Below are 22,147 nucleotides of genomic sequence, written 5' to 3' on the forward strand. Positions count from 1 at the left end.
CCGTGACCGCACTGCGCGAATCCGCAACCGAGACCGGCGATGAGGCCGCGCCGCGACGACGCTGGTGCTGGGCCACCCGCATCGTCGTCGCCGCCGCGATAGCCTGGTCGGCCTTCCTGATAGCCCACCTGCTGCTGGCCGGCGAGCTCTGGTGGTGGTCGGTCGCCGAGATGATCCCGCCCCCGGCCATGGCCCTGCCGCCGCTCGTGCTGGCGATCGCCGGCATCTGGATCGCGCGCGGCGCGCGCTGGCGCGTCGAGGTCACGGCGGCCGCGAGCGCGCTCCTGGTCGCCCCCATGCTCGGGGTCAACCCCGGCGCGCTCTTCGACGGCGAGAGCGACGCCGGTGACGCCGAACTGACGGTCTTCTCCTGGAACACCGACTACTGGCACACCCGGTTCAACGAGCCGGGCGAGTTCTACGACTTCCTGCTCGACCAGGACGCCGACGTCTTCCTGCTGACCGAGTACCTGACCCGCACCGACCGGGTCGTGCCGATCGACGACGAGGAGGCCCTGCGCGAGCACTTCGAGGGCTGGCACATCGCCATCGCCAGCGAAATGGTGACCATCTCCCGGTTCCCGATCGTCGAGCAGCGCGCCCTCGACACCACCGGGCTCATCGCGCCCGGTGATCCGGGCGCGCCGCCCGAAGACGACTGGGACGCCTACTGGACCACCAAGATCCTCCGCACGGACCTCGACGTCGAGGGCCGGATCGTGTCGATGTACAACCTGCACCTGTCGGTCCCGGTGCCGACCGACGGGGCCGGCGTGTTCCGCGGCGAGTTCTGGGACAACGTGCGCGCGCAGTTCGACCGCCGCGCCGCCCAGGTCGACGTCCTCGTCGAGGACCTGGAGTCCAACCCGAATCCGGTGCTCGTCGCCGGGGACGTCAACTCGAGCGCCGTCAGCGGCGCCATCGCCACGCTCAAGGACCACTTGGACTGCCCCGACCCCGACGGCGAGGTGTACCCGGCCAGCTGGCCCAAGCGCCGCTTCGGCTTCCCGGAGCTGTGGCGGCTCGACTGGGCCTGCGTCGGCGGCGGCGCGGCCGTCACCGACTACCGATTCACCGACGAGGCCGACCTGTCCGATCACGAGCCGCAGCTCCTCGGACTGGACCTGGGGGAGCGGTGAACGAGCGCTTCGACGCCTGCGTCGTCCTGAACTACTACGCGCCCTACACCAGCGGCCTGACCCAGGTCGCCCGGGACGTTGCCGAGTCGCTGGCCGCGCGCGGCCGCCGCGTGGCGGTGGTCGCCTCCCGGCACGAGGCGGCGCTGCCTCGCCGCGAGGTGCTCGGCGGCGTGCACGTCTTCCGGTCCCGCGTGGCCGCCCGGATCGGCCGCGGCGTCCTCAGCCCCGAGTTCGTCGGCCTGGCCGGACAGGTCGCGCGGCGTTCGGCCGTGGTCAACCTGCACCTGCCGATGCTCGAGGCCGGTCCGGTGGCCCGCGCGGCCGCGGGCACGCCGATCGTGTGCCACCACCACGACGACGTGTGGCTGCCGGGCGGCGGCCTCCTCGCCGCGGCTCAGATAGCGGTCGTCGAACGCTCGGTCGCCGCCGCGATCCGCCGCAGCGCCGGCGTGGTCGTCTCCAACCTCGACCACGCGCAGGGCTCCCGGCACTGGGACTCGATGCGGCGCAGCGGCGTCCACGAGATCCCGCCGCCGTGCCGCCTGCGCGGGCGCGGACGGCCGTCGTTCCGCGACGGCTCCGGCCCGCACGTCGGCTTCCTCGGACGCATGGCTCCCGAGAAGGGCCTTCACCATCTCGTGGCGGCCTTCAAGCACTGGCCGGACCCGACCGCTCGCCTGCTGCTGGCGGGGGAGGAGTCCGGTGTCGCCGGCGGCGGCGTCGCCGCCGAGCTGCGTCGGCAGGCCGCCGGCGACGAGCGGGTCCGGTTCCTCGGCCGCCTCGACGAGGCCGAGTTCGGCGACTTCCACGCCTCTATCGACGCCTTCGCGCTGCCGTCGGTCGCCGAGGAGTCCTTCGGGATCACCCAGACCGAGGCGCTCATGGCCGGTGTCCCGGTCGTCGCCAGCGATCTGCCTGGCATGCGGGTGCCGGTGCGCACCACCGGCTTCGGCGAACTCGTACCCGCGGGGCGGCCGCCGGACCTCGCCGAGGCGCTGCGGCGCGTGTGCCTCTGGGACGACGAGCGCCGCTCGCGCGGCGCGGAGGCCGCCCGAGCGGCCTACTCCATGGAATCGACTTTGGACCGGTACGTCGAGGCTCTCGACGAGGCCGCCGACCGCGCCGCCCACAGGTAGACCGCCAACGCTGCTACCAGCTCGCACACCGTCGCCACCACCCGGCTCGTGATCGCGACGGCCGCGGCCAGCGGCAGCGGCATCACCAGTGTCAGCGTCGCCGTCAGGATGCCCTCGCGCACTCCCAGGCCGTCGGGGACGACCAGCACCAGCGCCCCGACGACGGTCGCGAGCCCGAACAGGCCCACGCACAGGGCATAGGACCGCAGCGGGTCGGCCCCGGCCGCCACGACCAGCGCCCACAAGTGGTGCCCGCCGACGATCCAGGAACCGGTCTGGAGCAGCAGCGCCCTCCGGATCGACCCCGACCCGTAGTGCAGTTCGACCGGCGATCGCCGCAGCAGCCGCGACATCAGGCGCATCGCCACGTCGACCAGCTGGGGGCGGGCGAACAGCACCAGCGCCGGAAGCGAGGCCGCCGCCACCCACGCCCACCGGTCGCCGAAGGCGGTCCGGGCCGCCAGCAGGCCGACCAGCATGCCGGTGGCCACCATGACCACGATGTTAAGGAAGTACACGCCGGTCATGCGGGAGGCCGGGATGCCCGCGCCCGCCCCCATCCGCAGGTTCACCAGCAGCGTCCACAAGCGCCCCGGCAGGTACTTCACCAACATCCCCGCGAAGTAGATCTTCGCCGCGTCGGCGACCCGCACCCGATTGCCGCCACCGTCTGCCAGAGCCCGCCACGACAGCATGGCCAGCATCAGCCCGACCAGGTTCACCGCCGCCGACAGCCCGATGAGCGGCAGATGCTCGGTGTCGGCGAACGCCGCCGCCTCGCTCCAGTCCTGCCCGCGCATGGCCGTCCAGATCGCGGCCGCCACCGCGACCATGACCGCGACGCCGGAGATCCGCCACAGCACGCGGCGCGTCCGCGCCCACCGCCCCGCGCTCACGGCCGCACCGTCCACACCGCCGGGCGCAGGACGCCGACCAGCGCCGCCAGCCCGGCCGTGGCCACGTACAGCAGATGCAGTCCGAAGACCGCCGCGACCCATCCGGCGCCGCGGGCCGCGGCCAGACGCAGCAGCCCGACGTTGGCGACCGCGAACACCGCCGCCGCGACTAGAGGAACGGCCGCCAGCGGCGGCCACCACAGCGCGGCCGGCAGACCGGCCACCACGAACGCGCACGACAGGACCGTGGCCGGTCCCAGAGAGACGGTGCGGACCGTCTGCCCCGGGCCCTTCGAGCGGCGGGAGCGGACCAGCAGCTCGGCGAACCGCAGCGAACGCCGCCACTGCTCGGCGAGCAGTCCGATGAGCGTGTCGACGTCGTCGTGGCGGCCGCGCACGGCCGGGTCGGTGCGGACGGTCCAGTGCGGCCGCAGCCGCGTGCCCAGTTCGACGTCCTCGCCGTCGCGCAGCGACTCGTCGAAGCCGCCGGTCTCCTCGAACGCCTCGGCGCGGATCGCGGTGAGCGCGAAGAGCGTCGCCGAGCCCGTCCCGGCGACGCGGGTCCGCCAGCGGTGCTCGAACAGGACCTTGTACCGCTCGACCGGGCCGTCGTCGACCAGCGGCTCGGGAGCATAGACGCCTTGGACGACGGCGGTGTCCGCATCGGCCGCGAGCGCGGCCGAGGCGCGCTCGAGCGCGTCGGGCTCCAACGCCAGGTCGCTGTCGAGGAAGAACAGGACCTTCCCGGCCGCGTGCGCGGCCCCCAGGTTCCGCGCCGCGGCCGGGCCCCGGTTGGGCCGCTGCTCGATCACCCGGCAGTCGAACTCGGCGGCGATCGCCGCCGACTCGTCGGTGCCGGCGTCGTCGACGACGATGACCTCGCCGGGCGGCGCGGTCTGCTCGAACACCGAAGCGAGGCACAGACGCAACGTCTTGGCCGCGTTGTGGCAGGGGATGATGACCGACCAGTCAGTGAGCGGTGTGGACATGCCCCGATCCTGGCGCGGCGATCTGGAGGCCGCCCATATTCGGACTGGATCTCGGCTTCACGCCCCTGACCAGGACCGTCAGCGGGCGTCAGGAAGCGGCCGGGCCGGTCGAGCCCCGAGGCGACAGCTGCGCCGACGGGCACTGGATCGACAGCTCGCCGTCGTGCGGGGACGGCGGCTCGGCGCCGATGAGCGACAGCAGGATCCCGGCGGCCTTCGAACCGTAGGCCGGGATGTCGCGGCTGAACGCGGTCAGCGTCGGGTGGGTCAGCCGGCACAGCGGCGAGTCGTCCCAGGCCACGATCGACAGCTGGTCGGGCACGGTCAGTCCGAGCTCGTGGGCGACGCCGAGCCCGGACACGGCCATGACGTCGTTGTCGTAGATCACCGCCGTCGGACGCGACGGCGAGGTGAGCAGCCGCCTGGTGATCCTGGCGCCCTGCTCGCCCGAGTAGTCGCTGTGGACCGATTCGAACGACGCGAAGTCCATGCTCTCGGCCGCCTCGGCGAACGCCGCGTCCCGGATGGTGGTGTGCAGCAGCCGCGGCAGTCCCGCGACGCGGGCGATCCGCCGGTGCCCGAGCGCGTAGAGGTACTCCAGGACCTCGTGGCACGGCTCGGCGTCGTCGTGCCAGATCGACGGCAGCGCGCAGCCCTCGATCGGCCCGCCGACGGCCACGGCCGGGAGCCCGAGCGCCGCCACCGCATCGAGCCGCTGGTCGTCGGCGCCGACGTCGCACAGCAGCACGCCGTCGACCCGCCGCTCGGCCCACCAGCGCCGGTACACGTCGAGCTCCTCCTCGACGGTGCCGACGATCTGCAGGGTCAGGCCGAGCGACCGGGACGACAGCGCGGCCTCGATGCCGCTGATGAGCTCCATGAAGTACGGCTCGATCCCCAGGGTGCGGGCCGAGCGCCGCAGCGCGATCCCGACCGCCTGGGCCGAGGAGACCGACAGCGACCGCGCCGCCCGGTTCGGCACGAAGCCGATCTCGGCGGCGATGGCCAGGATCCGCTGCCGCGTGGCCGCCGAGACGCCCGGCCGTCCATTGAGCGCATACGACACCGCGCCCTTCGACACGCCCGCGGCCCGGGCGATGTCGGCGATGGTCGGCCGTCTGCTCATGTCGTCTCCTCGTAACCGGTGATGCGGGTCAGGCCGCGACCCAGTGGTCCTCGTCCACCCGCGTCAGCGCGGGCGGCGCGACCTCGCGGTCGCCGTCGGGCTCGAGCTCCTCGAGCTCGGTCGGCGACTCCGACCACTTGCGGTGCAGCTGCGGCACCGATGCCAGCAGGTTCCGCGAATACGGGTGCCGCGGATCCCCGAACACCTTCCCCGTGGCCCCCATCTCTACCACCGCGCCGTGCCGCATGATGATCACCCGCTCGCTGATGTAATTCGCCAGCGAGAGGTCGTGGGTGACGAACAGCACGCCCAGTCCTCGCCGCTTGAGGTCGCCGAGCAGGTTGAGCACGTCGATGCGCGTCGAGGCGTCGAGCATGCTGATGATCTCGTCGGCCACCAGGATCTCGATGTCCAGCAGCAGCGCCCGCGCGATGAGCATCCGCTGCAGCTGCCCGCCGCTGAGCTGGTGCGGGTACTTCCCGCGCACCGCGTCCGGCTCGAGCCCGACCGACTGCAGCGCCGCGTCGACCTTCGCCTCCCACTCGGGCCGCTTGACCCCCGGGAAGAACGACTCGCGGACCGTCTCCAGCACTCGGTCGGCCTTGAAGATCGGGTTGTAGCTGCTGAACGGGTCCTGGAACACCCCCTGCACCCGGCGATAATAGGCCTTGCGGTCGGTGTGCCCGCGGGCGGTGATGTCCCGCCCGTTCAGCCGGATCGAGCCCCGGCTGACCGAGACCAGTTGCAGCACCATCTTCCCGACGGTCGTCTTGCCGCTGCCCGACTCGCCCACCACCGACAGCACTTCGCCCGGAGCGATCGAGAAGCTGACGTCGCGGACCGCCGTCAACCGCTTGGACCCCAGCGCCCCGGTCCGGTAGGACTTCCACACGCTCTCCAGTTCCAACACGTCAGTTCGCCGCCTTCCAGCACGAGGCCACGTGGTCGTCGGCGATCGCCACCGCCGGAGGCTCTTCGGCGCAGCGCTCGAACGCCAGCGGACAGCGATCGCGGAAGCGGCACCCGGTCGGCGGGTTCAGCAGCTGCGGCGGCTTGCCCGGGATGCTCTTGAGCCGCTCGTCGCCGTACTCGAGCCCCACCTCCGGCAGCGCCCCGATCAGCGCCCGGGTGTACGGATGCCGCGGCGATTTGATGATCGTCTCGGCCGGCGCCTTCTCCACCACCTGGCCGGCGTACATGATCATGATCGTGTCGGCGATCTGGTAGACCAGCGACAGATCGTGGGTCACCACGATCATGCTCTTGACGAACCCCAGCTCGCGGAAGCGCACCAGCGTCTCGGCCACGGCCTTCTGATTCGACACGTCCAACGCCGAAGTCACCTCGTCGGCGATCAGGAGGCTCGGGTCCAGCAGCGTCGACAGCACCATGACCATCCGCTGCTTCATGCCCCCCGACAGCTCGATCGGGTAGTTGTCGAGCACCCGCTCCGACAGCCCCACCAGCTCCAGGCGCCGCACCAGCTCCGGGCGCAGCTCCCGGAATGACTCGCCCTTGGCCCGCAGCAGGTCGGCGGTCATCTTCCCGATCTTCCGAGTCGGATTCATCGCGCTCATCGAGTACTGCGGAATGATCGACACGTCCGCGTACCGGCGCCGGTTCATCCTGCGGTCGTCGGCGATGGGCAGCTCCTCGCCGTCGAGCACCGCCTTGCCGCCGACGTGGCGCATCCGCCCGTCGAGCCGGATCAGACTCTTGCCGAGCGTGGTCTTCCCGCAGCCCGACTCGCCGGCCAGGCCCATGATCTCGCCGTCGGCCAGATCGAACGAGACCCCGTCGAGCGCCCGCACATCGCCCTTGGTGGTGCGGTAGTGGACGCGGAGGTCCTCCACTTCCAGTGCCATGGCTACATCTCTCTCAGTTTCGGGTTGAAGACCTCGTCGAGGCCGACGTTGGTGATGTACAGCGCGCCGACGATCGCGGTGATCGCCAGCCCCGGCGGGACGAACCACCACCACAGTCCGAGATGGAGCGAACTCCAGGCCATCGACTGCTGCATCATGGTGCCCAGCGACACCGCGTTCGTCGGCCCCAGGCCGATGAAGTCCAGCATCGCCGCGAACAGGATCGCGCCGCCGAACAGCAGGATCAGCGACATCAAGAGGTACGAGGCCATGTTCGGCATGACCTCCCGGACGATGATCTGCGGAGCGCGCTTGCCGGTCAGCTTCGCCAAGTCCACATAGTCGCGGTTGCGCAGCGTGAACGTCTGGGCCCGGACCGCCCTGGCCACCCACGGCCACGAGAACAGCCCGATGATGACCGCCTGCGAGACGACCCCGCGGACCTCCAGGTAGGAGCTGATGACGATGAGCACGGCCAGCGCCGGCAGCACCAGCACCACGTTGGTGATCATGTTGAGCAGCTCGTCGACCAGGCCACCGCGGTAGCCCGCGGTGAAACCGACCGTCAGCCCGATCACGAACGCGATGCCGCCGCCGAGCGCGCCCACCAGATACGACGATCGCAGCCCGTGCGTGAACTGCGCGAACACGTCCTGCCCGAAGTAGGTGGTGCCGAGCCAGTACTCGCCCGAGGGCGCCTCGGACTTGGGACCGACGTATTCATTGGGGTTCGAGGAGAGGAAGAACGGTCCGATCACGCCCAGCAGCAGCAGGGCCAGCACGATCGACAGCCCGATGACGACCTTCGGGTTCCGCAGCGCGAAGTAGAGGTGCTCGCCGCGCTTGCCGACCACGTCGGTGTTGAGGGTGGCGTCGGTGGTCATGACTGGCCTCCTTCGAGTCCGAGGCGGGTGCGGGGGTCGACCAGGACGTAGACGACGTCGGCCAGGAAGTTGAACACCAGCACCCCCAGCACGATGAACAGCAGGATGCCCTGCAGCAGGAAGAAGTCCTGGTTGTTGATGGCGTTCAGCAGAAGGCTGCCCAGGCCGGGGTAGGCGAAGACGACCTCGGTGACCAGGGCGCCGCCGACGACTACGCCGAGCTGCAGCGCGAGGCCGCTGATCTGCGGGAGCATGGCGTTGCGGAACGCGTAGCGGCGCACCAGCCGCCGCGGGGCGCCGAGCGCCTGCAGGTAGTTCGCGTAGTCGGACTCGAGCTCGTAGATGACCAGGTTCCGCATGCCGATCGCCCAGCCGCCGAGCGCGACCATGAACAGCGACAGGAACGGCAGGAACCAGTGGTGGACCAGGTCGACGAAGAACGTCCAGCTCAGGTTCGGCTGCATCGAGAAGCTGTAGGCGCCGGCGACCGGGAACCAGCCGAGGATGATGCCGCCGACCCACGCCAGCAGGATCGCCAGCCACATGTACGGGACGGCGGTGAACAGGTAGCCGAGCGGCAGGACGGTGTTGTCGAGCCATTTGCTGCGGGCGGCCATGGCGCCGAGGCCGTTGCCGACGATCCAGCTCAGGAGGATGGCCGGGAGCAGCAGCGCGAGGGTGTAGGGCAGGGCGTCGAGGACGACCTTCGAGACCGGGGAGGGGAAGGCGAAGACGCTGACGCCCAGGTCGCCCTGGAACAGCGCCGCCCAGTAGTTGAGGTACTGCTGCCACAGCGGCACGTCGAAGCCGAACAGGTTCTCGAAGTAGCCGCGCATGGCCTCCGAGGTCTCGGGGTTGGCCACCGAGTTGCGGGTGAGCATGCGCGCCACCGGGTCCCCGGGCATGAGGCGGGGGATCGCGAAGTTGATGGTGACGGCGATGAAGAAGGTGATGCCGTAGATGAGGAGCTTGCGCCGGAAATAGCGGCCCATCGGGACTCCTTGGGGTCGGCCGGGGGCCGGGCCGCCGCGGCGGCCCGGCCCCCGGGGGCTGCTATCGGGCGGATTCGAGTTCGGTGAGCATGAGGATGGAGCTCATGCGCCACATCTCGTTCCACGTCGAGGGGTAGACGTCGGAGGTGTCCTCGGCGCTGCTCGGCCAGTTGGTCCACACCTGGTTGGTCGCCTGCGCCCAGACGCCGTTGTACCAGATCGGGATGGCCGGCATCTCCTCCAGCGAGATGCGCTGCAGCTCGGAGACGATCTCCTGGAACCGCGGGTCCTCGGTCGGGGTCGCGGCGAGCTCCTCGGTGAGCTCCCATGCCTCGTCGCTCTCCCAGCGGGAGAAGTTGGCGTCGTTCTGGTCCTCGAGGATCGGCTGCTGGAACAGGTACCGGTAGTGGGTCCACGGCGAGTGGCTGATGCCGCTCCAGTTGTTGAGGATCAGGTCGAAGTCGCCGGAGGTGCGGGCGTCGTCGACGGCGCCGGCGTCGAGGAACTCCTCGGTGACGTTGACGCCCACGTCGCGGAGGTCGTTCGAGATGGAGCGCGCGGCCTCCTCCCAGTCGGTCCAGCCGGTCGGGACGTTGAGCTTGAACTCGAACGGCTGGCCGTCGAGGGTCTCGAGGTAGCCGTCGCCGTCGGAGTCGGTGTACCCGGCGTTCTCGAGGATGGACACCGCCTCGGAGGGCTCGAACTGGAAGCCGTGGTCGGCGAGCACCTCCTGGTCGTAATAGCGCTCCCAGATCGGCAGCAGTCCGGTGGGGCTGGACTCGGCCACGATGCCGGAGTAGACCGAGTCGACGATCTCGCCGGGGCTGATGGCGAAGGCCATGGCCCGGCGGAACTCCGGGTCGTTCAGCGGCTCGATCGTGGTGTTGGGGATGAGCATGGCCGTGTTGGCCGAGGCCATGTACGGCGGCGAGTCGTAGTAGGTGCTCAGTGACGGGTCGCCCTCGAGGAGGTCCGAGATGCCGGGCAGGAAGTTGTTCGACAGGTCGATCTCGCCCTGCATGAGCATGTTGAGGGTGACCTCGTTGCTCGTGTTGACGATGTCGACGATGAAGGTCGGCTTGACCTCGAGGTCGAGGTGCTCGGTGGCCCACCAGTCGTCGCGCTTGACCCAGGCGATGCGGTCCTGGTCGTAGCTGTGGACCGTGTACGGGCCCGAGACCACCGGGTCCTCGTTGGCGCCGGTGAGGATCTCCTCCTCGGAGTACCCCGAGAAGACGTGCTCGGGGACGATCATGGTGGTGAACAGGAAGTTGTTCCACTCCTGGTGGCGTGCTTCGGAGAAGCTGAATCGGACGGTCAGGTCGTCGACCGCCTCGACCGACTCCAGCCAGTTCCAGGTGTTGGAGTACGGGACCGCCTCGATGTGGCCGAGCTCGGCGGTGTACTTGACGTCTTCGGCGGTCAGCTCTTCGCCGTCACTCCAGGTGATCCCTTCGCGCAGTGTGAGCTCGTAGACCAGATCCTCGGTCCACTCGCCGGACTCGGCGAGCCAGGGGGTGAACTCCTGCTGGTTCGGGTCGAACAGGAAGAGCGGCTCGTAGCCCAGGCCGTTGAGGCCGGTGGCCTGCCCGGGGTTGATGGGGTTCCAGTCGGCGGGCGGACCCCAGGCCGAACCGGTGGTGTAGAGGGTCTCGTCGCGGGGGAACTCGCCCATGGACAGGTCTTCGGGGTTCTCGGTCCCACCGCCACCGCCGTCGGTGCAGGCGCCCGCCGCCAGGGCGGTGCCCGCGGCGAGGGCGATGAGTTGTCGCCGTTTCAACATGATCTGCTCAACTTTCACATCGAGGGATGATCGGTGCCCGGTCCGATCGATGCTCAGCTGCTCCGAAGGGTGTCTCTGGGTATGTGACGCGTCGCATCTTAACCGGGTCAGTGAGCCTACTGAACCATGCGTCTTTTTCGATGTCAAGCCGCCACAGGCGGCCTCAATCGTTTCAGGCGTGCGCTTCAGGGGGATTTCATGGGAGCGTTGAGCCTATGTTTCAGCTGCTCAACGCCGCATTTTGCGAGGCAGTATCGACGTCTATGATTACAATTGCATCACGGAAAGGACCCAATATTGACGTGCGTGGATCCAACCGATAGATTCTGAGTGCTTACCCGGTTAAGCAATCGGCCCGAAGCGGCCCGCCGTTGAACGAAGTGAACCTCCCCGACCCCGAGGCCCGAGCACCCCCGCTCGGCGACTCGGAAGACCGCCGCGCCGGCCGAGTGGAACAATCGCCTGCGGCGTCGAAACAGCTCATCGAATCAACCTAGGAGTCTCATTGAGCGCCAAGCGAACCCTCCACGAAGGCTGGACCGTCACGGCCGGTTCCGGCTCTCGACTGGAGGTCGAGGGCCTGCCCGCGACCGTGCCTGGCTGCGTCCACACCGACCTCATGGCGGCCGGCCTCATCGGCGACCCTTACCTGGACGACGCCGAGCGGGAGCTGGCCTGGATCGGGCGCACCGACTGGACCTACCGGACCGTCTTCGAGCACCGGGTCGAACCGCACGACGGAGTCGAGCTGGTCTTCGACGGACTCGACACGGTCGCCCGCGTCAGCCTCAACGGCCGGGTCGTCGGCGAGACCGCGAACATGCACCGGCGCTTCCGCTTCGACGTCGGCGACGCGATCCGCGACGGCGCCAACGAGCTGGAGGTGGCGTTCACCTCCCCGTACGCGTACGCCGAGGCGCACCGCGAACGCCTCGGCGACCGGCCCCACGCCTACCAACCTGAACCGCTCAACTTCATCCGCAAAGCCGCCTGCGATTTCGGCTGGGACTGGGGCCCGAACCTGGCCGGGGCCGGCATCTGGCGGCAGGTGCGCCTGGAGACGTGGAACATCGCCAGAATCGACCAGGTGGTGCCCCGGGTCGGCGTCGAAGCCGGACGCGGCGTCCTCGATCTCGAGGTCCGCCTGCGCAAGGCCGTCGACACCGACGTCCAGCTGCGCTGCTCGGTAGCCGGGAGGGAGACGGCGCTGACCGTCGAGGCCGGCGCCGTGACCGCCGAGGCCCGCCTCGAGGTCGACGACCCCGAGCTGTGGTGGCCGCGAGGCTACGGCGACCAGAGGCTGTACGAGGCCGCGGTGTCGGTGCGCGCCCACGGAGTCGAACTCGACTCGTGGCGGCGCGAGATCGGATTCCGCACCGTCGAGCTCGACACCGAGCCCGACGGCGACGGCACCCCTTTCACGGTCAAGGTCAACGGCCGGCCGGTCTGGGTCCGCGGCGTCAACTGGATCCCCGACGACGTCATGCACGCCCGCGTCGACCGCGACCGCTACGAGCGGCGCCTCGACCAGGCCGCCGAGGCGAACGTCAACTTCGTGCGCATCTGGGGCGGGGGCGTCTACGAGGCCGACGACTTCTACGACGTGTGCGACCGCCTCGGGATGCTGGTCTCCCAGGACTTCCCGTTCGCCTGCGCCTCCTACCCCGAGGAGGAGCCGTTCTGGTCCGAGGTCGAGGCCGAGGCGCGCGACAACCTCGTCAGGCTCGCCCCGCACCCGAGCCTGGTCGCCTGGATCGGCAACAACGAGAACATCTGGGGCTGGCACGACTGGGACTGGCGGGAGCCGCTCGACGGCAGGACCTGGGGCGCCGGCTACTACCACGACCTGCTCCCCAAACTCGTGGCCGAGATCGACCGCACGCGCCCGTACTGGCCCGGCAGCCCCTACTCGGGCGACCCCGCGATCCACCCCAACGACCAGGCGCACGGCTCGGTCCACATCTGGGACGTGTGGAACGAGGAGGACTACGCCCGCTACCGCGAATGGAAGCCCAGGTTCGTGGCCGAATTCGGCTACCAGGCGCCCGCCACCTGGGCCACGGTGCGGCGCATGGTCACCGACGAACCGCTCCAGGCCGAGACCCCGAACATGCTCTGGCACCAGAAGGCCATTGACGGGCAGGCCAAGCTCCAGCGCGGCCTGGACGCCCACCTGCCGCCGGTGCGCGACTTCGACGACTGGCTGTACTTCACGCAGGTCAACCAGGCGCGGGCGATGAAGCTCGGCATCGAGTACTTCCGCTCGCTCCAGCCGTACTGCACCGGCTCCATCGTGTGGCAGCTCAACGACTGCTGGCCGGTCACCTCCTGGGCCGCGATCGACGGCGAGGAGCGCCGCAAGCCGCTCTGGTACGCGCTGCGCGACGTCTACGCCGACCGGATCGTGACCTTCCAACCCGACGGCGAGGGCCTCAAACTCGTGGTGGTCAACGACTGCGACCAGACCTGGGACGACGCGGTCGGTTTCTGGAAGTGCGGTCCCGAAGGCCGCATTCTGGGCCGCGCCCTGCTCAAACTCGACATCGGGCCCCGCGAGAGCGCCGAGGTCGCACTGGAGCCGGGCACGCTGCCGACCGACGGCGAATTCCTGGTCACCGGCACCGAGGACTTCCCTCGCGCGGCCTGGTTCACCAAGGAGGACAAGGACATGGACTGGCCGACCGCCCGCTTCGGCGCCGAAGTCGAACCGGTCGAGAACGGCGTGGCCGTGACCGTCACCGCCGAGACGGTCCTGCGGGACCTGTGCCTCTTCCCCGACCGGCTCGACCCGGACGCGGTCGTGGACAAGGCCCTGCTGACCCTCATCCCGGGCGAGCGGGCCACCTTCACCGTGACCAGCGCGAAGCTGCGGGACGACGCGGCACTGGCGAAGGCGCTGTGCGCCAAGCCGGTGCTCCGCGCGATCAACGACTGAACCCGAGACCCGTCCGGGGGAGTGCCTCCGGCCGGGGCCGCTACTCCGGCTCGGACTCGGCGGCTTCGGACCGCTCGTCCTCTTGCCGCTCCGCTTCCTGCTTCGTCTTCTCCTCGGCCGGGGGCTGCTCCTCCTCGGCCAGCGGGAGCGCCGAAGAGATCCGCAGCGCCTGCTGCAGCAGCTCCCAGCCGATGAGCAGCCCCGGTCCGTCGCCCATGTCCATGCCCAGCCCGAAGTCGTCGGCCAGTCCGCCCTGCTTCGACAGCTTGGCCACCACCGGGTGCGGCGAGCGGTTCGGCATGTAGCACCACTTCGGTGCCGCCAGGCCGAAGTCGCGGGCGATCATCATCGCCCCGGCCGCCGCCGGGCCGTCCAGGAGCATCGGCGTCGAACGGGTCGCGGCGGTCATGATCGCCGCGGCCATCGCGCCGAGCTCGGCGCCGCCCAGCCGCGACACCAGCGCGTCGGCCTGCCGTTTGAAGCCGTGATTGAACGCCAGATGGTCCCGCAGCGCCGCCACGCGCCTCATCCACGAAATGTCGTCGACCAGCCCACCGGGAGCCTGCAGCTGCGGCATGAACGAGGTCACGTCGTCCTTGGCGATGAACGAGCACAGCGCCACCGCGGCCGTCGCCGCGCCCGCCCCGAGCCCCGCGATGAGCAGCAGGTCGGCGCCGCCGTCGATCGCGCGGTCGGCGCTCTGGCGGCCCAGCGTCAGGCATTCGACGCGGCGGGCCTCGTCCAGCAGCGGCCCCTCGTCCCCGCCGCTCGGGCCGGTCTCCACGACCTCCACCGGGATGCCCGCGCGCGCGGCCTGCTCCCCGAGCAGGCCCTCGTCGCGCTGCACCGCCAGGATCTGGTCGGACAGCGCGCTCGGGTCCCCGGCGGCCCAGCCGTCGGGATACTCGCCCGCGAACAGCAGCATCCTCGGCGAGGAGAACGGCTGCGGGTCGTCGGTTCCCTGCATGCGGGCCGCCCAGCCGACGGCCGGCTGGAGACTGCCCAGCCCGGAGCCTTCGATGAGCGCTTTCTGGAGCCGCGCGTTCGCGCGGGTCGTCCACACCCCGTTGGGGAACTTCGCCTTCAGGTCGTCGAGGGGGCCGGCATCCGTCGTATCGGTCACGGGGTAAGGCTATCGCGACGACCATGCGGCACAATTGCCATGTGACCGCCATCGACTTCGCCAAGGGCCACGGGACCGGCAACGACTTCGTGATCGTCGCCGACCCGGCCGACGAGCACCCACTCACCCGCCCCCAGGTCGCCGCCCTGTGCGACCGCCGCTTCGGCATCGGCGGCGACGGCCTCCTGCGCGTCGCCCCGTCCGACGACCCCGCGGCCAAGTGGTTCATGGACTACCGCAACGCCGACGGCTCGGTCGCCGAAATGTGCGGCAACGGCATCCGCGTCTTCGCCCGCTACCTGCTCGAGCAGGGGCTCGCCGACGGCGACCGGATCCCGATCGCCACCCGCGCCGGCACCAAGACCGTCACCGTCGAAGGCGACCGCCTCGGCGTCGACATGGGTCCGGCCGCCTTCGGCCCCGCCTCCGAGGCCACCCTCGACGGCTTCACCTGGCCGGGCCAGGCCGTCTCCATGGGCAACCCGCACCTCGTCTGCCACCTCGCCGAGACCGACCGCCTCGACGGGCTCGACCTGCACCGCGCGCCCTTGTTCGACACGGGCCTGTTCCCCGAAGGCGTCAACGTCGAATTCGTCGTCGGCTCCGCCCCCCACGTGCGCATGCGCGTCCACGAACGCGGCGTCGGCGAGACCGCCTCCTGCGGCACCGGCGCCTGCGCCGTCGCCGCCGTCGCCCTGCGCCGATCCGGCACCGACACCGGCACCTGCGAAGTCGACCTGCCGGGAGGAACGCTCACCGTCACCGTCACCGACGAGACCGTCCACCTCATCGGACCGGCCGTCATCGTCGCCCACGGGACCGCGCGGATCTGAGACCCGGCCGGGCCGCTAACGCATCGCGGCTTTCACCGCCGCTGCCACCGCCGGCGCCACAAGCGGGTCGAACACGCTCGGCACGATATAAGTCGCGTTCACCTTCTCCTCGCCGACGCAGTCCGCGATCGCCCACGCCGCCGCCAGCGCCGCCTCGTCGTTCCAGCCGCGCGCCTGCGCATCCAGCAGCCCCCGGAACACGCCCGGGAACGCCAGCACGTTGTTGATCTGGTTCGGCTGATCCGACCGCCCCGTCGCCACGATCGCCGCATACCGCGCCGCCTCCGACGGACTGATCTCCGGATCCGGATTCGCCAGCGCGAACACGATCGGATCCGACGCCATCTTCGCCACGTCCGAACCCTTGAGGATGTTCGGAGCGCTCACCCCGATGAACACGTCCGAGCCCTCGACCGCCCCGGACAGATCCCCCGAGTAGTTCTCCTTGTTGAACGTCTCGCCCAACCACTTCCAAGTCTCGTTGTCGCAGTCCATGCCCTGATGCAGCGCCCCGTCCCGGTCCACCGGCACGATGTCGCCGATCCCGGCCTTCGCCAGCAGACGCATGATCGCCGTGCCCGCCGCGCCGCAGCCGACCACCGTCGCCCGCACGTCCGCGAAATCCTTGCCGACCACCCGCAGCGCGTTCGTCAACGCCGCCAGCACCACGATCGCCGTACCGTGCTGATCGTCGTGGAACACCGGAATGTCCAACCGCTCACGCAGCCGCGCCTCGATCTCGAAGCACCGCGGCGCCGCGATGTCCTCCAGATTGATGCCCCCGTACGTCGGCGCCAAAGCCGTCACGATGTCCACGATCTTGTCGGTGTCCTGCGTGTCCAAGCACACCGGCCACGCGTCCACGTCCGCGAACTTCTTGAACAGCGCCGCCTTGCCCTCCATCACCGGCATCGCCGCGGCCGGGCCGATATTGCCCAGACCCAGCACCGCCGAGCCGTCCGACACCACCGCAACCGTGTTCCGCTTGATCGTCAACCGCCGCGCATCGTCCGGATTGTCCGCGATCGCCATGCACACCCGCGCCACACCCGGCGTGTACGCCATCGACAGATCGTCCCGGTTCTTCAGCGGCACCTTCGGCTGCACCTCGATCTTCCCGCCCAGATGCACCAGGAACGTCCGGTCCGAGACCTTCTTGACCTCGAAGTCCGGCATCGACTCCAACACCTGCGTCACCTGCTCGGCGTGCGAGGAGTCCGAAGTGTCGCAAGTGAGGTCCACGACCATGCGCCTGCTGTCGGAGGAGACCACGTCCAAGGCGGTGACGATCGCCCCCGCCTGCCCCACGACCGTGGCGAGCCGCCCGGCCGCACCGGGATCGGCCGGAAGCGCCAACCGGACCGTGATCGAGAAACCGGCGCTGGTCAGTCGGGCTGCAGTCATGCCACTCCTTGCAGAAAACCACGTCGTTGTGGGACTCAGAGGTACGAGTACCGGCAATTCTGCCACCGACGGGACCCCGACCGCCCGCGGCCGCCACCGGCGTAGGGCGCGACACTGAATAATCGCTTCTGATCGGCGCAAGTCCGTGTCAAGCTTGAGTCAATGCAGATGGAGCACCTGAATTTGAACGAAGAACGCATCACGAACCAATCCCCGTCGACCGGCGAGATGGATCTCGAGGCCCGCCAGGCCCTGCGGCGCATCTCCGGACTCGCCTCCACCGAACTCACCGACGTCACCGACGCCGAGTACCGGCGCCTGCGCCTCGAACAGGTCGTCCTGGTCGGCGTATGGACCGAAGGCAGCGCCGAAGACGCCGAGAACTCCCTCAACGAGCTCGCCGCCCTCGCCGAGACCGCCGGATCCCAGGTCGTCGACGGCCTCATCCAGCGCCGCTCCAAGCCCGACGCCGGCACCTTCATCGGCTCCGGCAAGGTCCGCGAAGTCAAAGACGTGGTCGAAGCGCTCGGCGCCGACACCGTCATCTGCGACGGCGAACTCACCCCCGGGCAGCTCATCGCCCTCGAAAAGGCCATCAACGTCAAGGTCATCGACCGCACCGCGCTGATCCTCGACATCTTCGCCCAGCACGCCAAGAGCTCCGAAGGCAAGGCCCAGGTCGAACTCGCCCAGCTCCAGTACCTCCTGCCGCGCCTGCGCGGCTGGGGCGAGGCCATGAGCCGCCAGGCCGGCGGCCGCGCCGGCTCCAACGGCGGCGTCGGCCTCCGCGGCCCCGGCGAGACCAAACTCGAGACCGACCGCCGCCGCATCCGCGCCCGCGTCGCCAAACTCCGCCGAGACCTCGCCAAACTCACCGTCACCCGCGAAACCAAACGCGACTCGCGCACCCGCAACCGCGTCCCCGGCGTGGCCATCGCCGGCTACACCAACGCCGGCAAGTCGAGCCTGCTCAACGCCCTCACCGGCGCCGGCATCCTCGTCCAGGACGCCCTCTTCGCCACCCTCGACACCTCCACCAGGCGCGCCCGCACCTCCGAAGCCCGCGAATACACCATCTCCGACACCGTCGGATTCGTCCGCCACCTGCCCCACCAGCTCGTGGAGGCCTTCCGCTCGACCCTCGAAGAGGTCGCCGAAGCCGACCTGATCCTGCACGTCATCGACGGCGCCCACGCCGACCCCGTCGGCCAGGCCGACGCCGTCCGCGAAGTGCTCGCCGAAGTCGGCGCCGAATCGATCCCCGAACTCCTCGTCGTCAACAAACTCGACGCGGTCGACCCCGACCGGCTGCTCCAGCTCCGCTCCGACTGGCCCGACGCCGTCTTCGTCTCCGCCCGCACCGGCGACGGCATCGACAAGCTGCGCGACGCCATCGAGCGGGCCCTGCCGCAGCCCGACACCACGATGACCGTCTGCGTGCCCTACGTCCGCGGCGACCTCGTCTCGCGCGTCCGCTCCCGCGGCGAGGTCCTCTCGACCGAGCACCGCGGCGACGGGACCGTGATGAACGTGCGGGTCGACGCCGCGCTGGCCGGTGAATTGCGCGCATTCGTCCTCGAAAGCGACTGAGTTTCCGTGGTCCCGAACATGTCGTGCGGGGGTCGCGCCGTCGTTCGGGCGTGTTCTGGAACACTTGCCTGATGCGAGAGCGCCGTCGGGTATCCCCCACCTGGATGAAATTGCGTCTCGCCGCAGGTGCGGCAGGCGCCGTCCTGGCGTTGACCGCTTCCCCGGTGGTCGCCCAGGACGAGGCCGAATCGGGCGGAGCGACCCTCTGCGACCTTCACGACTCGCGCTTGAGGGAGGCCTCGGGGATCACCGCGGCCGCCGACGGCGACGGCTGGTGGATCCTGCCCGACGGCGAGAGCTCCGAGCAGGACTACGGCATGTGGATCCTGCGCGTCGGCGCCGACTGCAACGTCCGCGACTCCGAGAGCATCTTCATCGAGCATCCGCCGCTGGACCCGCAGGCGCTCTCGCTCGATGCGGACGGCTTCCTGTGGGCCGCCGACATCGGCGAGCACGACGGCACCCGCTCTTCGATCGCGGTGACCCAGGTCGAGCCGGGCAACCCCTCCAACAACGTGATGTACCGGTTCGTCTACCCCGACGGGCTCAAGCACGCCGAGGCGTTCGTGCTGATGCCCGACGGCAAGACGCCGCTGTTCATCCCCGCGGTCGAGGGCCAGGCGCCCCTCTACATGGAGACTTCGCAGAAGCAGTCCGAGGACACCCCGATGAAGCTGGCCGGGACCGTCCAGCTCTCGGAGGGCGGCACGGTCACCGGCGCCTCGCTCAACGCCGCGGGCGACAAGGTCGTGGTCCGGACCGCGACGCACGCCTACGAGTGGGACGTCAAGGACGGCGACGTCATCCAGGCGATGATGGACACCGATCCGCTCGTGACGCCGCTCGAGGGCGCATCCGGGGGCCAGGACATCACCTACGGCGCGGACGGCGAATTCGTCACCCTCAGCAAGGTCGACGGCGACGACACGTTCGCGTCGATCACCGGCTACACCCCGGCCGAGCCGCAGCCCGAGGAGCCGGCTCCCGCCGAAGGCGGTGAGAGCGGGTCCGCCGCGGACGACGGCGGCTTCGTCGACATGCTGCTGGGCCTGGGCTTCGACGCGATCATCAGGATCCTGGCCGCGATCGCGGTGGTCGGTTTCCTGGTGATGCTCGCCGGCATCATGGTGATCCGCAAGCACCGCCGTGAGCACCGCGCCGAGGACGAGGACGGCGCCGAGATGGGGTTCGCCCGGGAGGAGTCGGTCTTCGGTGACATCCGGGCCGATGATCCGGTGGACCTGGGGCTCGACGCCGGCCAGCCCGACCCGGAGGTCGGCGAGCTCGCCAAAGGGTCCGTGTACGGCTCGCCGAAGGCGGAGCCGGGCGGGAACGTGTACGGCGCGAAGCGGCCCGAGGCCGAAGGCGGTGTCTACGGCGCCGCGAGGTCCGAGCCGACTCCCGGCGTGTACGGCTCGCCTCGGAGCGACGCCGCACCTGAGCCTCCCGCCGGCGTCTACGGGCGCGGCGGCCGCGACGAGCCTCAGTACGGGGCCTTCGAAGCGGCCGGCCAAGGCAGCATCTACAACGACGTCGGGGAGTCCTTCGCGATCGATTCGGGGCCTCCGCCGCCCGCCGCGCCCGCTCCGGCTTCACCGCCCGCACCGCCTCCCGCCGCGCCCCCGCCGGCGCAGCAGACCTACGGCACGCCGCGCCAGGCGGCCGGCGGTGTCCATGGCGGCGCGGCGCCGGATGCCGCCGGAAGTGTCTACGGTGCGGGCGGTGAAGCCGGTGGGACGGTCTACGGCGCGGGAGGCGGGGAACAACGGGCCCCTGAGCCCGACGAGGACTACTGGGGTCCGTCGAACGGCGGCGGTTACGGTCGGGGGCGCTGACGGCGCACCCACTCACTGGTGCGGCCGCGCGCTCGGGTGCGCCGGTGCACGGCTCACTGGGCTCGGCCGTGTCGTGCGCGTTCGGTCAGATCTTGCGGAGGACGGCCACGACGCGGCCGAGGATCTCGGCCTCTGAGGCGTCGATCGGGTCGTACAGCGGGTTGGCCGGCATCAGCCACGGTTTGCCGTTCTTGCGCTTCCAGGTCTTGACGGTGGCCTCACCGTCGATCATGGCGGCGACGATCTCGCCGTTGAGCGCGTCGGGCTGCTGGCGCACGACGACCCAGTCGCCGTCGGTGATGGCCGCCTCGATCATCGAATCGCCTTTGACGCGCAGCAGGAAGTGGACGCCCTCGCCGACGAACTCGGCCGGCAGCGGCATCACGTCGTAGTCGCGTTCTTCGGCGAGTATCGGCTGACCCGCGGCGATCTCGCCGACCATCGGCACATAGCGCGGCCGAGGGTGCTGCGAGCAGGTCTGGACCCCCCCGGGTGTGGACTGCTTGACGCCGACCGCGCGCGGACGCCCGGCCAGCCGGTTGAGGTAGCCCTTGCGTTCGAGCTGCTTCATCTGATAGGCGACGCTCGAGGCCGACGCGAGGCCGACTTCGGCGCCGATTTCGCGGACGCTGGGTGGATACCCCTTGTTGTTGATGAATTCCTCGATGTACTCGAGGACTTGCTGCTGCCGACGAGTCAGCTTGCGCGTTTTCGTTCGGGCTGTAGTGGTCTCGGTAGCCACAGGAAGCTCCTGTAAGACAAATGGGACGGTATGTCTGATTCCGACAATGTAGCTCAGGCTCAGTGTCAAGTCAAACATTCGTGCGACTTCGGCGTGTCGCGGGGCTTGGTCGAACGTGCCGCGGCGGCTCGCGAATCCACCGATTCGGGCGCGTATGGTCGGCCCGAGGTCGCCGCATGATCACGGATGTGCCATCTTGAAGTAGACTTGAACCCAAGATCTAGTGGTTTGATGTATCGTCTTTCACTAGGTGTTGGGGTTCGAGTCCAACACGCCGCGGCGCGGAGGACACTGGGCCCCCGGCGCGCCGACGGCGGCCCGGGCGCCGATCGGGAGACTGTCGGACCCGGGCGAGATGATCGCCCAGAAGGAGAGTAGCGATGCGATGCCCTTACTGTCGTCATCCCGACAGTCGAGTGGTCGACTCCCGTGAGGGCGAGGACGGCAAGATCATCCGGCGCCGCCGGGTCTGCCAGCAGTGCGAACGACGCTTCACCACCGTCGAGGAATCGGTCCTCGCCGTGGTCAAGCGCTCGGGCGCGACCGAGCCGTTCAGCCGCTCCAAGGTCGCCCAAGGGGTCATGAAGGCCTGCCAGGGCCGGCCCGTGGACGCCGACGATGTGGCGAAACTCGCGCAGAACGTGGAGGACGAGATCCGCTCGCGGGGGGTCGCCGAAGTCCCGAGCAACGAAGTGGGTCTGGCGATCCTGGAGCCGCTGCGGCAGCTCGACGAGGTCGCCTACCTGCGATTCGCCAGCGTCTACCGCAGCTTCGAATCCCTCGAGGACTTCGAGGCCGCCATCAGCCAGCTGCGAGAGCAGCACGCCGCCGGCCACGGCGGCTAGAGATCCCCCTCTCAACAGCCAGCAAACCAG

The 22,147-nt window shown here is 69.8% G+C and carries 18 protein-coding genes; 7 read left to right on the top strand and 11 right to left on the bottom strand.

Annotated features, from left to right (window positions below; all coding sequences use genetic code 11):
• Positions 1-2 precede the first annotated feature (2 nt).
• Both ACYVL2_RS04615 and ACYVL2_RS04620 read left to right on the top strand, forming a co-directional pair.
• Entirely contained in the window at positions 3-1,139 is a 1,137-nt protein-coding gene (locus ACYVL2_RS04615) for an exonuclease/endonuclease/phosphatase family protein (protein ID WP_460540648.1), read from the top strand.
• Positions 1,136-2,275 (top strand): glycosyltransferase family 4 protein, encoded by a 1,140-nt coding sequence (locus tag ACYVL2_RS04620; protein WP_460540650.1) that lies wholly within the window; start codon positions 1,136-1,138, stop codon positions 2,273-2,275. Before ACYVL2_RS04615 ends, ACYVL2_RS04620 begins: the two co-directional genes overlap by 4 nt.
• Here ACYVL2_RS04620 and ACYVL2_RS04625 read toward each other — a convergent pair.
• From ACYVL2_RS04625 to ACYVL2_RS04660, 8 genes are all read right to left on the bottom strand, one after another.
• Positions 2,200-3,171 (bottom strand): lysylphosphatidylglycerol synthase domain-containing protein, encoded by a 972-nt coding sequence (locus ACYVL2_RS04625; protein ID WP_460540652.1) that lies wholly within the window; start codon positions 3,169-3,171, stop codon positions 2,200-2,202. The two genes, ACYVL2_RS04620 and ACYVL2_RS04625, sit on opposite strands and share 76 nt — an antisense overlap.
• Complete coding sequence (locus tag ACYVL2_RS04630) at positions 3,168-4,160, bottom strand: glycosyltransferase family 2 protein (protein ID WP_460540654.1); 993 nt, start codon at positions 4,158-4,160, stop codon at positions 3,168-3,170. Before ACYVL2_RS04630 ends, ACYVL2_RS04625 begins: the two co-directional genes overlap by 4 nt.
• Positions 4,161-4,248: 88 nt before the next feature.
• A complete protein-coding gene (locus ACYVL2_RS04635; RefSeq protein ID WP_460540656.1) occupies positions 4,249-5,286 on the bottom strand; it encodes a LacI family DNA-binding transcriptional regulator in 1,038 nt (345 codons plus the stop codon).
• Between the two features lie 28 nt (positions 5,287-5,314).
• The gene (locus ACYVL2_RS04640) at positions 5,315-6,196 is read right to left on the bottom strand and encodes an ABC transporter ATP-binding protein (RefSeq protein ID WP_460540658.1); all 882 of its coding nucleotides are present in this window, start codon (positions 6,194-6,196) and stop codon (positions 5,315-5,317) included.
• A gap of 1 nt (position 6,197) precedes the next feature.
• A complete protein-coding gene (locus tag ACYVL2_RS04645; protein ID WP_460540660.1) occupies positions 6,198-7,151 on the bottom strand; it encodes an ABC transporter ATP-binding protein in 954 nt (317 codons plus the stop codon).
• A 2-nt stretch (positions 7,152-7,153) separates the two neighbouring features.
• Positions 7,154-8,035 carry an ABC transporter permease gene (locus ACYVL2_RS04650; RefSeq protein WP_460540662.1) on the bottom strand — a complete coding sequence of 294 codons (882 nt, stop codon included), beginning with the start codon at positions 8,033-8,035 and terminating at the stop codon, positions 7,154-7,156.
• Complete coding sequence (locus tag ACYVL2_RS04655; protein ID WP_460540664.1) at positions 8,032-9,027, bottom strand: ABC transporter permease; 996 nt, start codon at positions 9,025-9,027, stop codon at positions 8,032-8,034. Before ACYVL2_RS04655 ends, ACYVL2_RS04650 begins: the two co-directional genes overlap by 4 nt.
• Before the next feature lie 61 nt (positions 9,028-9,088).
• A complete protein-coding gene (locus ACYVL2_RS04660) occupies positions 9,089-10,828 on the bottom strand; it encodes an ABC transporter substrate-binding protein (protein ID WP_460540666.1) in 1,740 nt (579 codons plus the stop codon).
• A gap of 487 nt (positions 10,829-11,315) precedes the next feature.
• Between ACYVL2_RS04660 and ACYVL2_RS04665 the strand changes: the two genes are divergently transcribed.
• A complete protein-coding gene (locus tag ACYVL2_RS04665; protein ID WP_460540668.1) occupies positions 11,316-13,745 on the top strand; it encodes a glycoside hydrolase family 2 protein in 2,430 nt (809 codons plus the stop codon).
• Positions 13,746-13,785: 40 nt separating this feature from the next.
• Here ACYVL2_RS04665 and ACYVL2_RS04670 read toward each other — a convergent pair whose 3' ends face one another.
• Positions 13,786-14,868, bottom strand: a complete 1,083-nt coding sequence (locus ACYVL2_RS04670) for a nicotinate-nucleotide--dimethylbenzimidazole phosphoribosyltransferase (RefSeq protein WP_460540670.1) — start codon at positions 14,866-14,868, stop codon at positions 13,786-13,788.
• A 50-nt stretch (positions 14,869-14,918) separates the two neighbouring features.
• Between ACYVL2_RS04670 and dapF the strand changes: the two genes are divergently transcribed.
• Entirely contained in the window at positions 14,919-15,701 is a 783-nt protein-coding gene (gene dapF / locus ACYVL2_RS04675; RefSeq protein ID WP_460540761.1) for a diaminopimelate epimerase, read from the top strand.
• 15 nt (positions 15,702-15,716) lie between these two features.
• Here the strand turns inward: dapF and ACYVL2_RS04680 are convergent, their stop codons facing one another.
• Positions 15,717-17,105 (bottom strand): NAD-dependent malic enzyme, encoded by a 1,389-nt coding sequence (locus ACYVL2_RS04680; protein ID WP_460540673.1) that lies wholly within the window; start codon positions 17,103-17,105, stop codon positions 15,717-15,719.
• A gap of 228 nt (positions 17,106-17,333) precedes the next feature.
• On the opposite strand from ACYVL2_RS04680, the gene hflX reads away from it, so the two are divergent.
• Complete coding sequence (gene hflX, locus ACYVL2_RS04685; protein ID WP_460540763.1) at positions 17,334-18,695, top strand: GTPase HflX; 1,362 nt, start codon at positions 17,334-17,336, stop codon at positions 18,693-18,695.
• Positions 18,696-18,799: 104 nt separating this feature from the next.
• Positions 18,800-20,530, top strand: coding sequence for a hypothetical protein (locus ACYVL2_RS04690; protein ID WP_460540675.1), 1,731 nt, complete (start codon positions 18,800-18,802; stop codon positions 20,528-20,530).
• 85 nt (positions 20,531-20,615) lie between these two features.
• Here the strand turns inward: ACYVL2_RS04690 and lexA are convergent, their stop codons facing one another.
• Positions 20,616-21,272, bottom strand: a complete 657-nt coding sequence (gene lexA / locus ACYVL2_RS04695) for a LexA family protein (RefSeq protein WP_460540677.1) — start codon at positions 21,270-21,272, stop codon at positions 20,616-20,618.
• A gap of 380 nt (positions 21,273-21,652) precedes the next feature.
• On the opposite strand from lexA, the gene nrdR reads away from it, so the two are divergent.
• Positions 21,653-22,117, top strand: coding sequence for a transcriptional regulator NrdR (nrdR, locus tag ACYVL2_RS04700; protein ID WP_460540679.1), 465 nt, complete (start codon positions 21,653-21,655; stop codon positions 22,115-22,117).
• Positions 22,118-22,147 lie beyond the last annotated feature (30 nt).

The sequence above is a fragment of the Glycomyces halotolerans genome (genome assembly GCF_054779575.1).

Bases quoted from the DNA above. Each gene is read 5' to 3' on its own strand.
- ACYVL2_RS04680 (WP_460540673.1), bottom strand. From the start codon at position 17,105: ATGACTGCAGCCCGACTGACCAGCGCCGGTTTCTCGATCACGGTCCGG.
- nrdR (WP_460540679.1), top strand. From the start codon at position 21,653: ATGCGATGCCCTTACTGTCGTCATCCCGACAGTCGAGTGGTCGACTCC.
- ACYVL2_RS04650 (WP_460540662.1), bottom strand. From the start codon at position 8,035: ATGACCACCGACGCCACCCTCAACACCGACGTGGTCGGCAAGCGCGGC.
- ACYVL2_RS04655 (WP_460540664.1), bottom strand. From the start codon at position 9,027: ATGGGCCGCTATTTCCGGCGCAAGCTCCTCATCTACGGCATCACCTTC.
- hflX (WP_460540763.1), top strand. From the start codon at position 17,334: ATGGATCTCGAGGCCCGCCAGGCCCTGCGGCGCATCTCCGGACTCGCC.
- ACYVL2_RS04630 (WP_460540654.1), bottom strand. From the start codon at position 4,160: ATGTCCACACCGCTCACTGACTGGTCGGTCATCATCCCCTGCCACAAC.
- ACYVL2_RS04645 (WP_460540660.1), bottom strand. From the start codon at position 7,151: ATGGCACTGGAAGTGGAGGACCTCCGCGTCCACTACCGCACCACCAAG.
- ACYVL2_RS04635 (WP_460540656.1), bottom strand. From the start codon at position 5,286: ATGAGCAGACGGCCGACCATCGCCGACATCGCCCGGGCCGCGGGCGTG.
- ACYVL2_RS04690 (WP_460540675.1), top strand. From the start codon at position 18,800: ATGAAATTGCGTCTCGCCGCAGGTGCGGCAGGCGCCGTCCTGGCGTTG.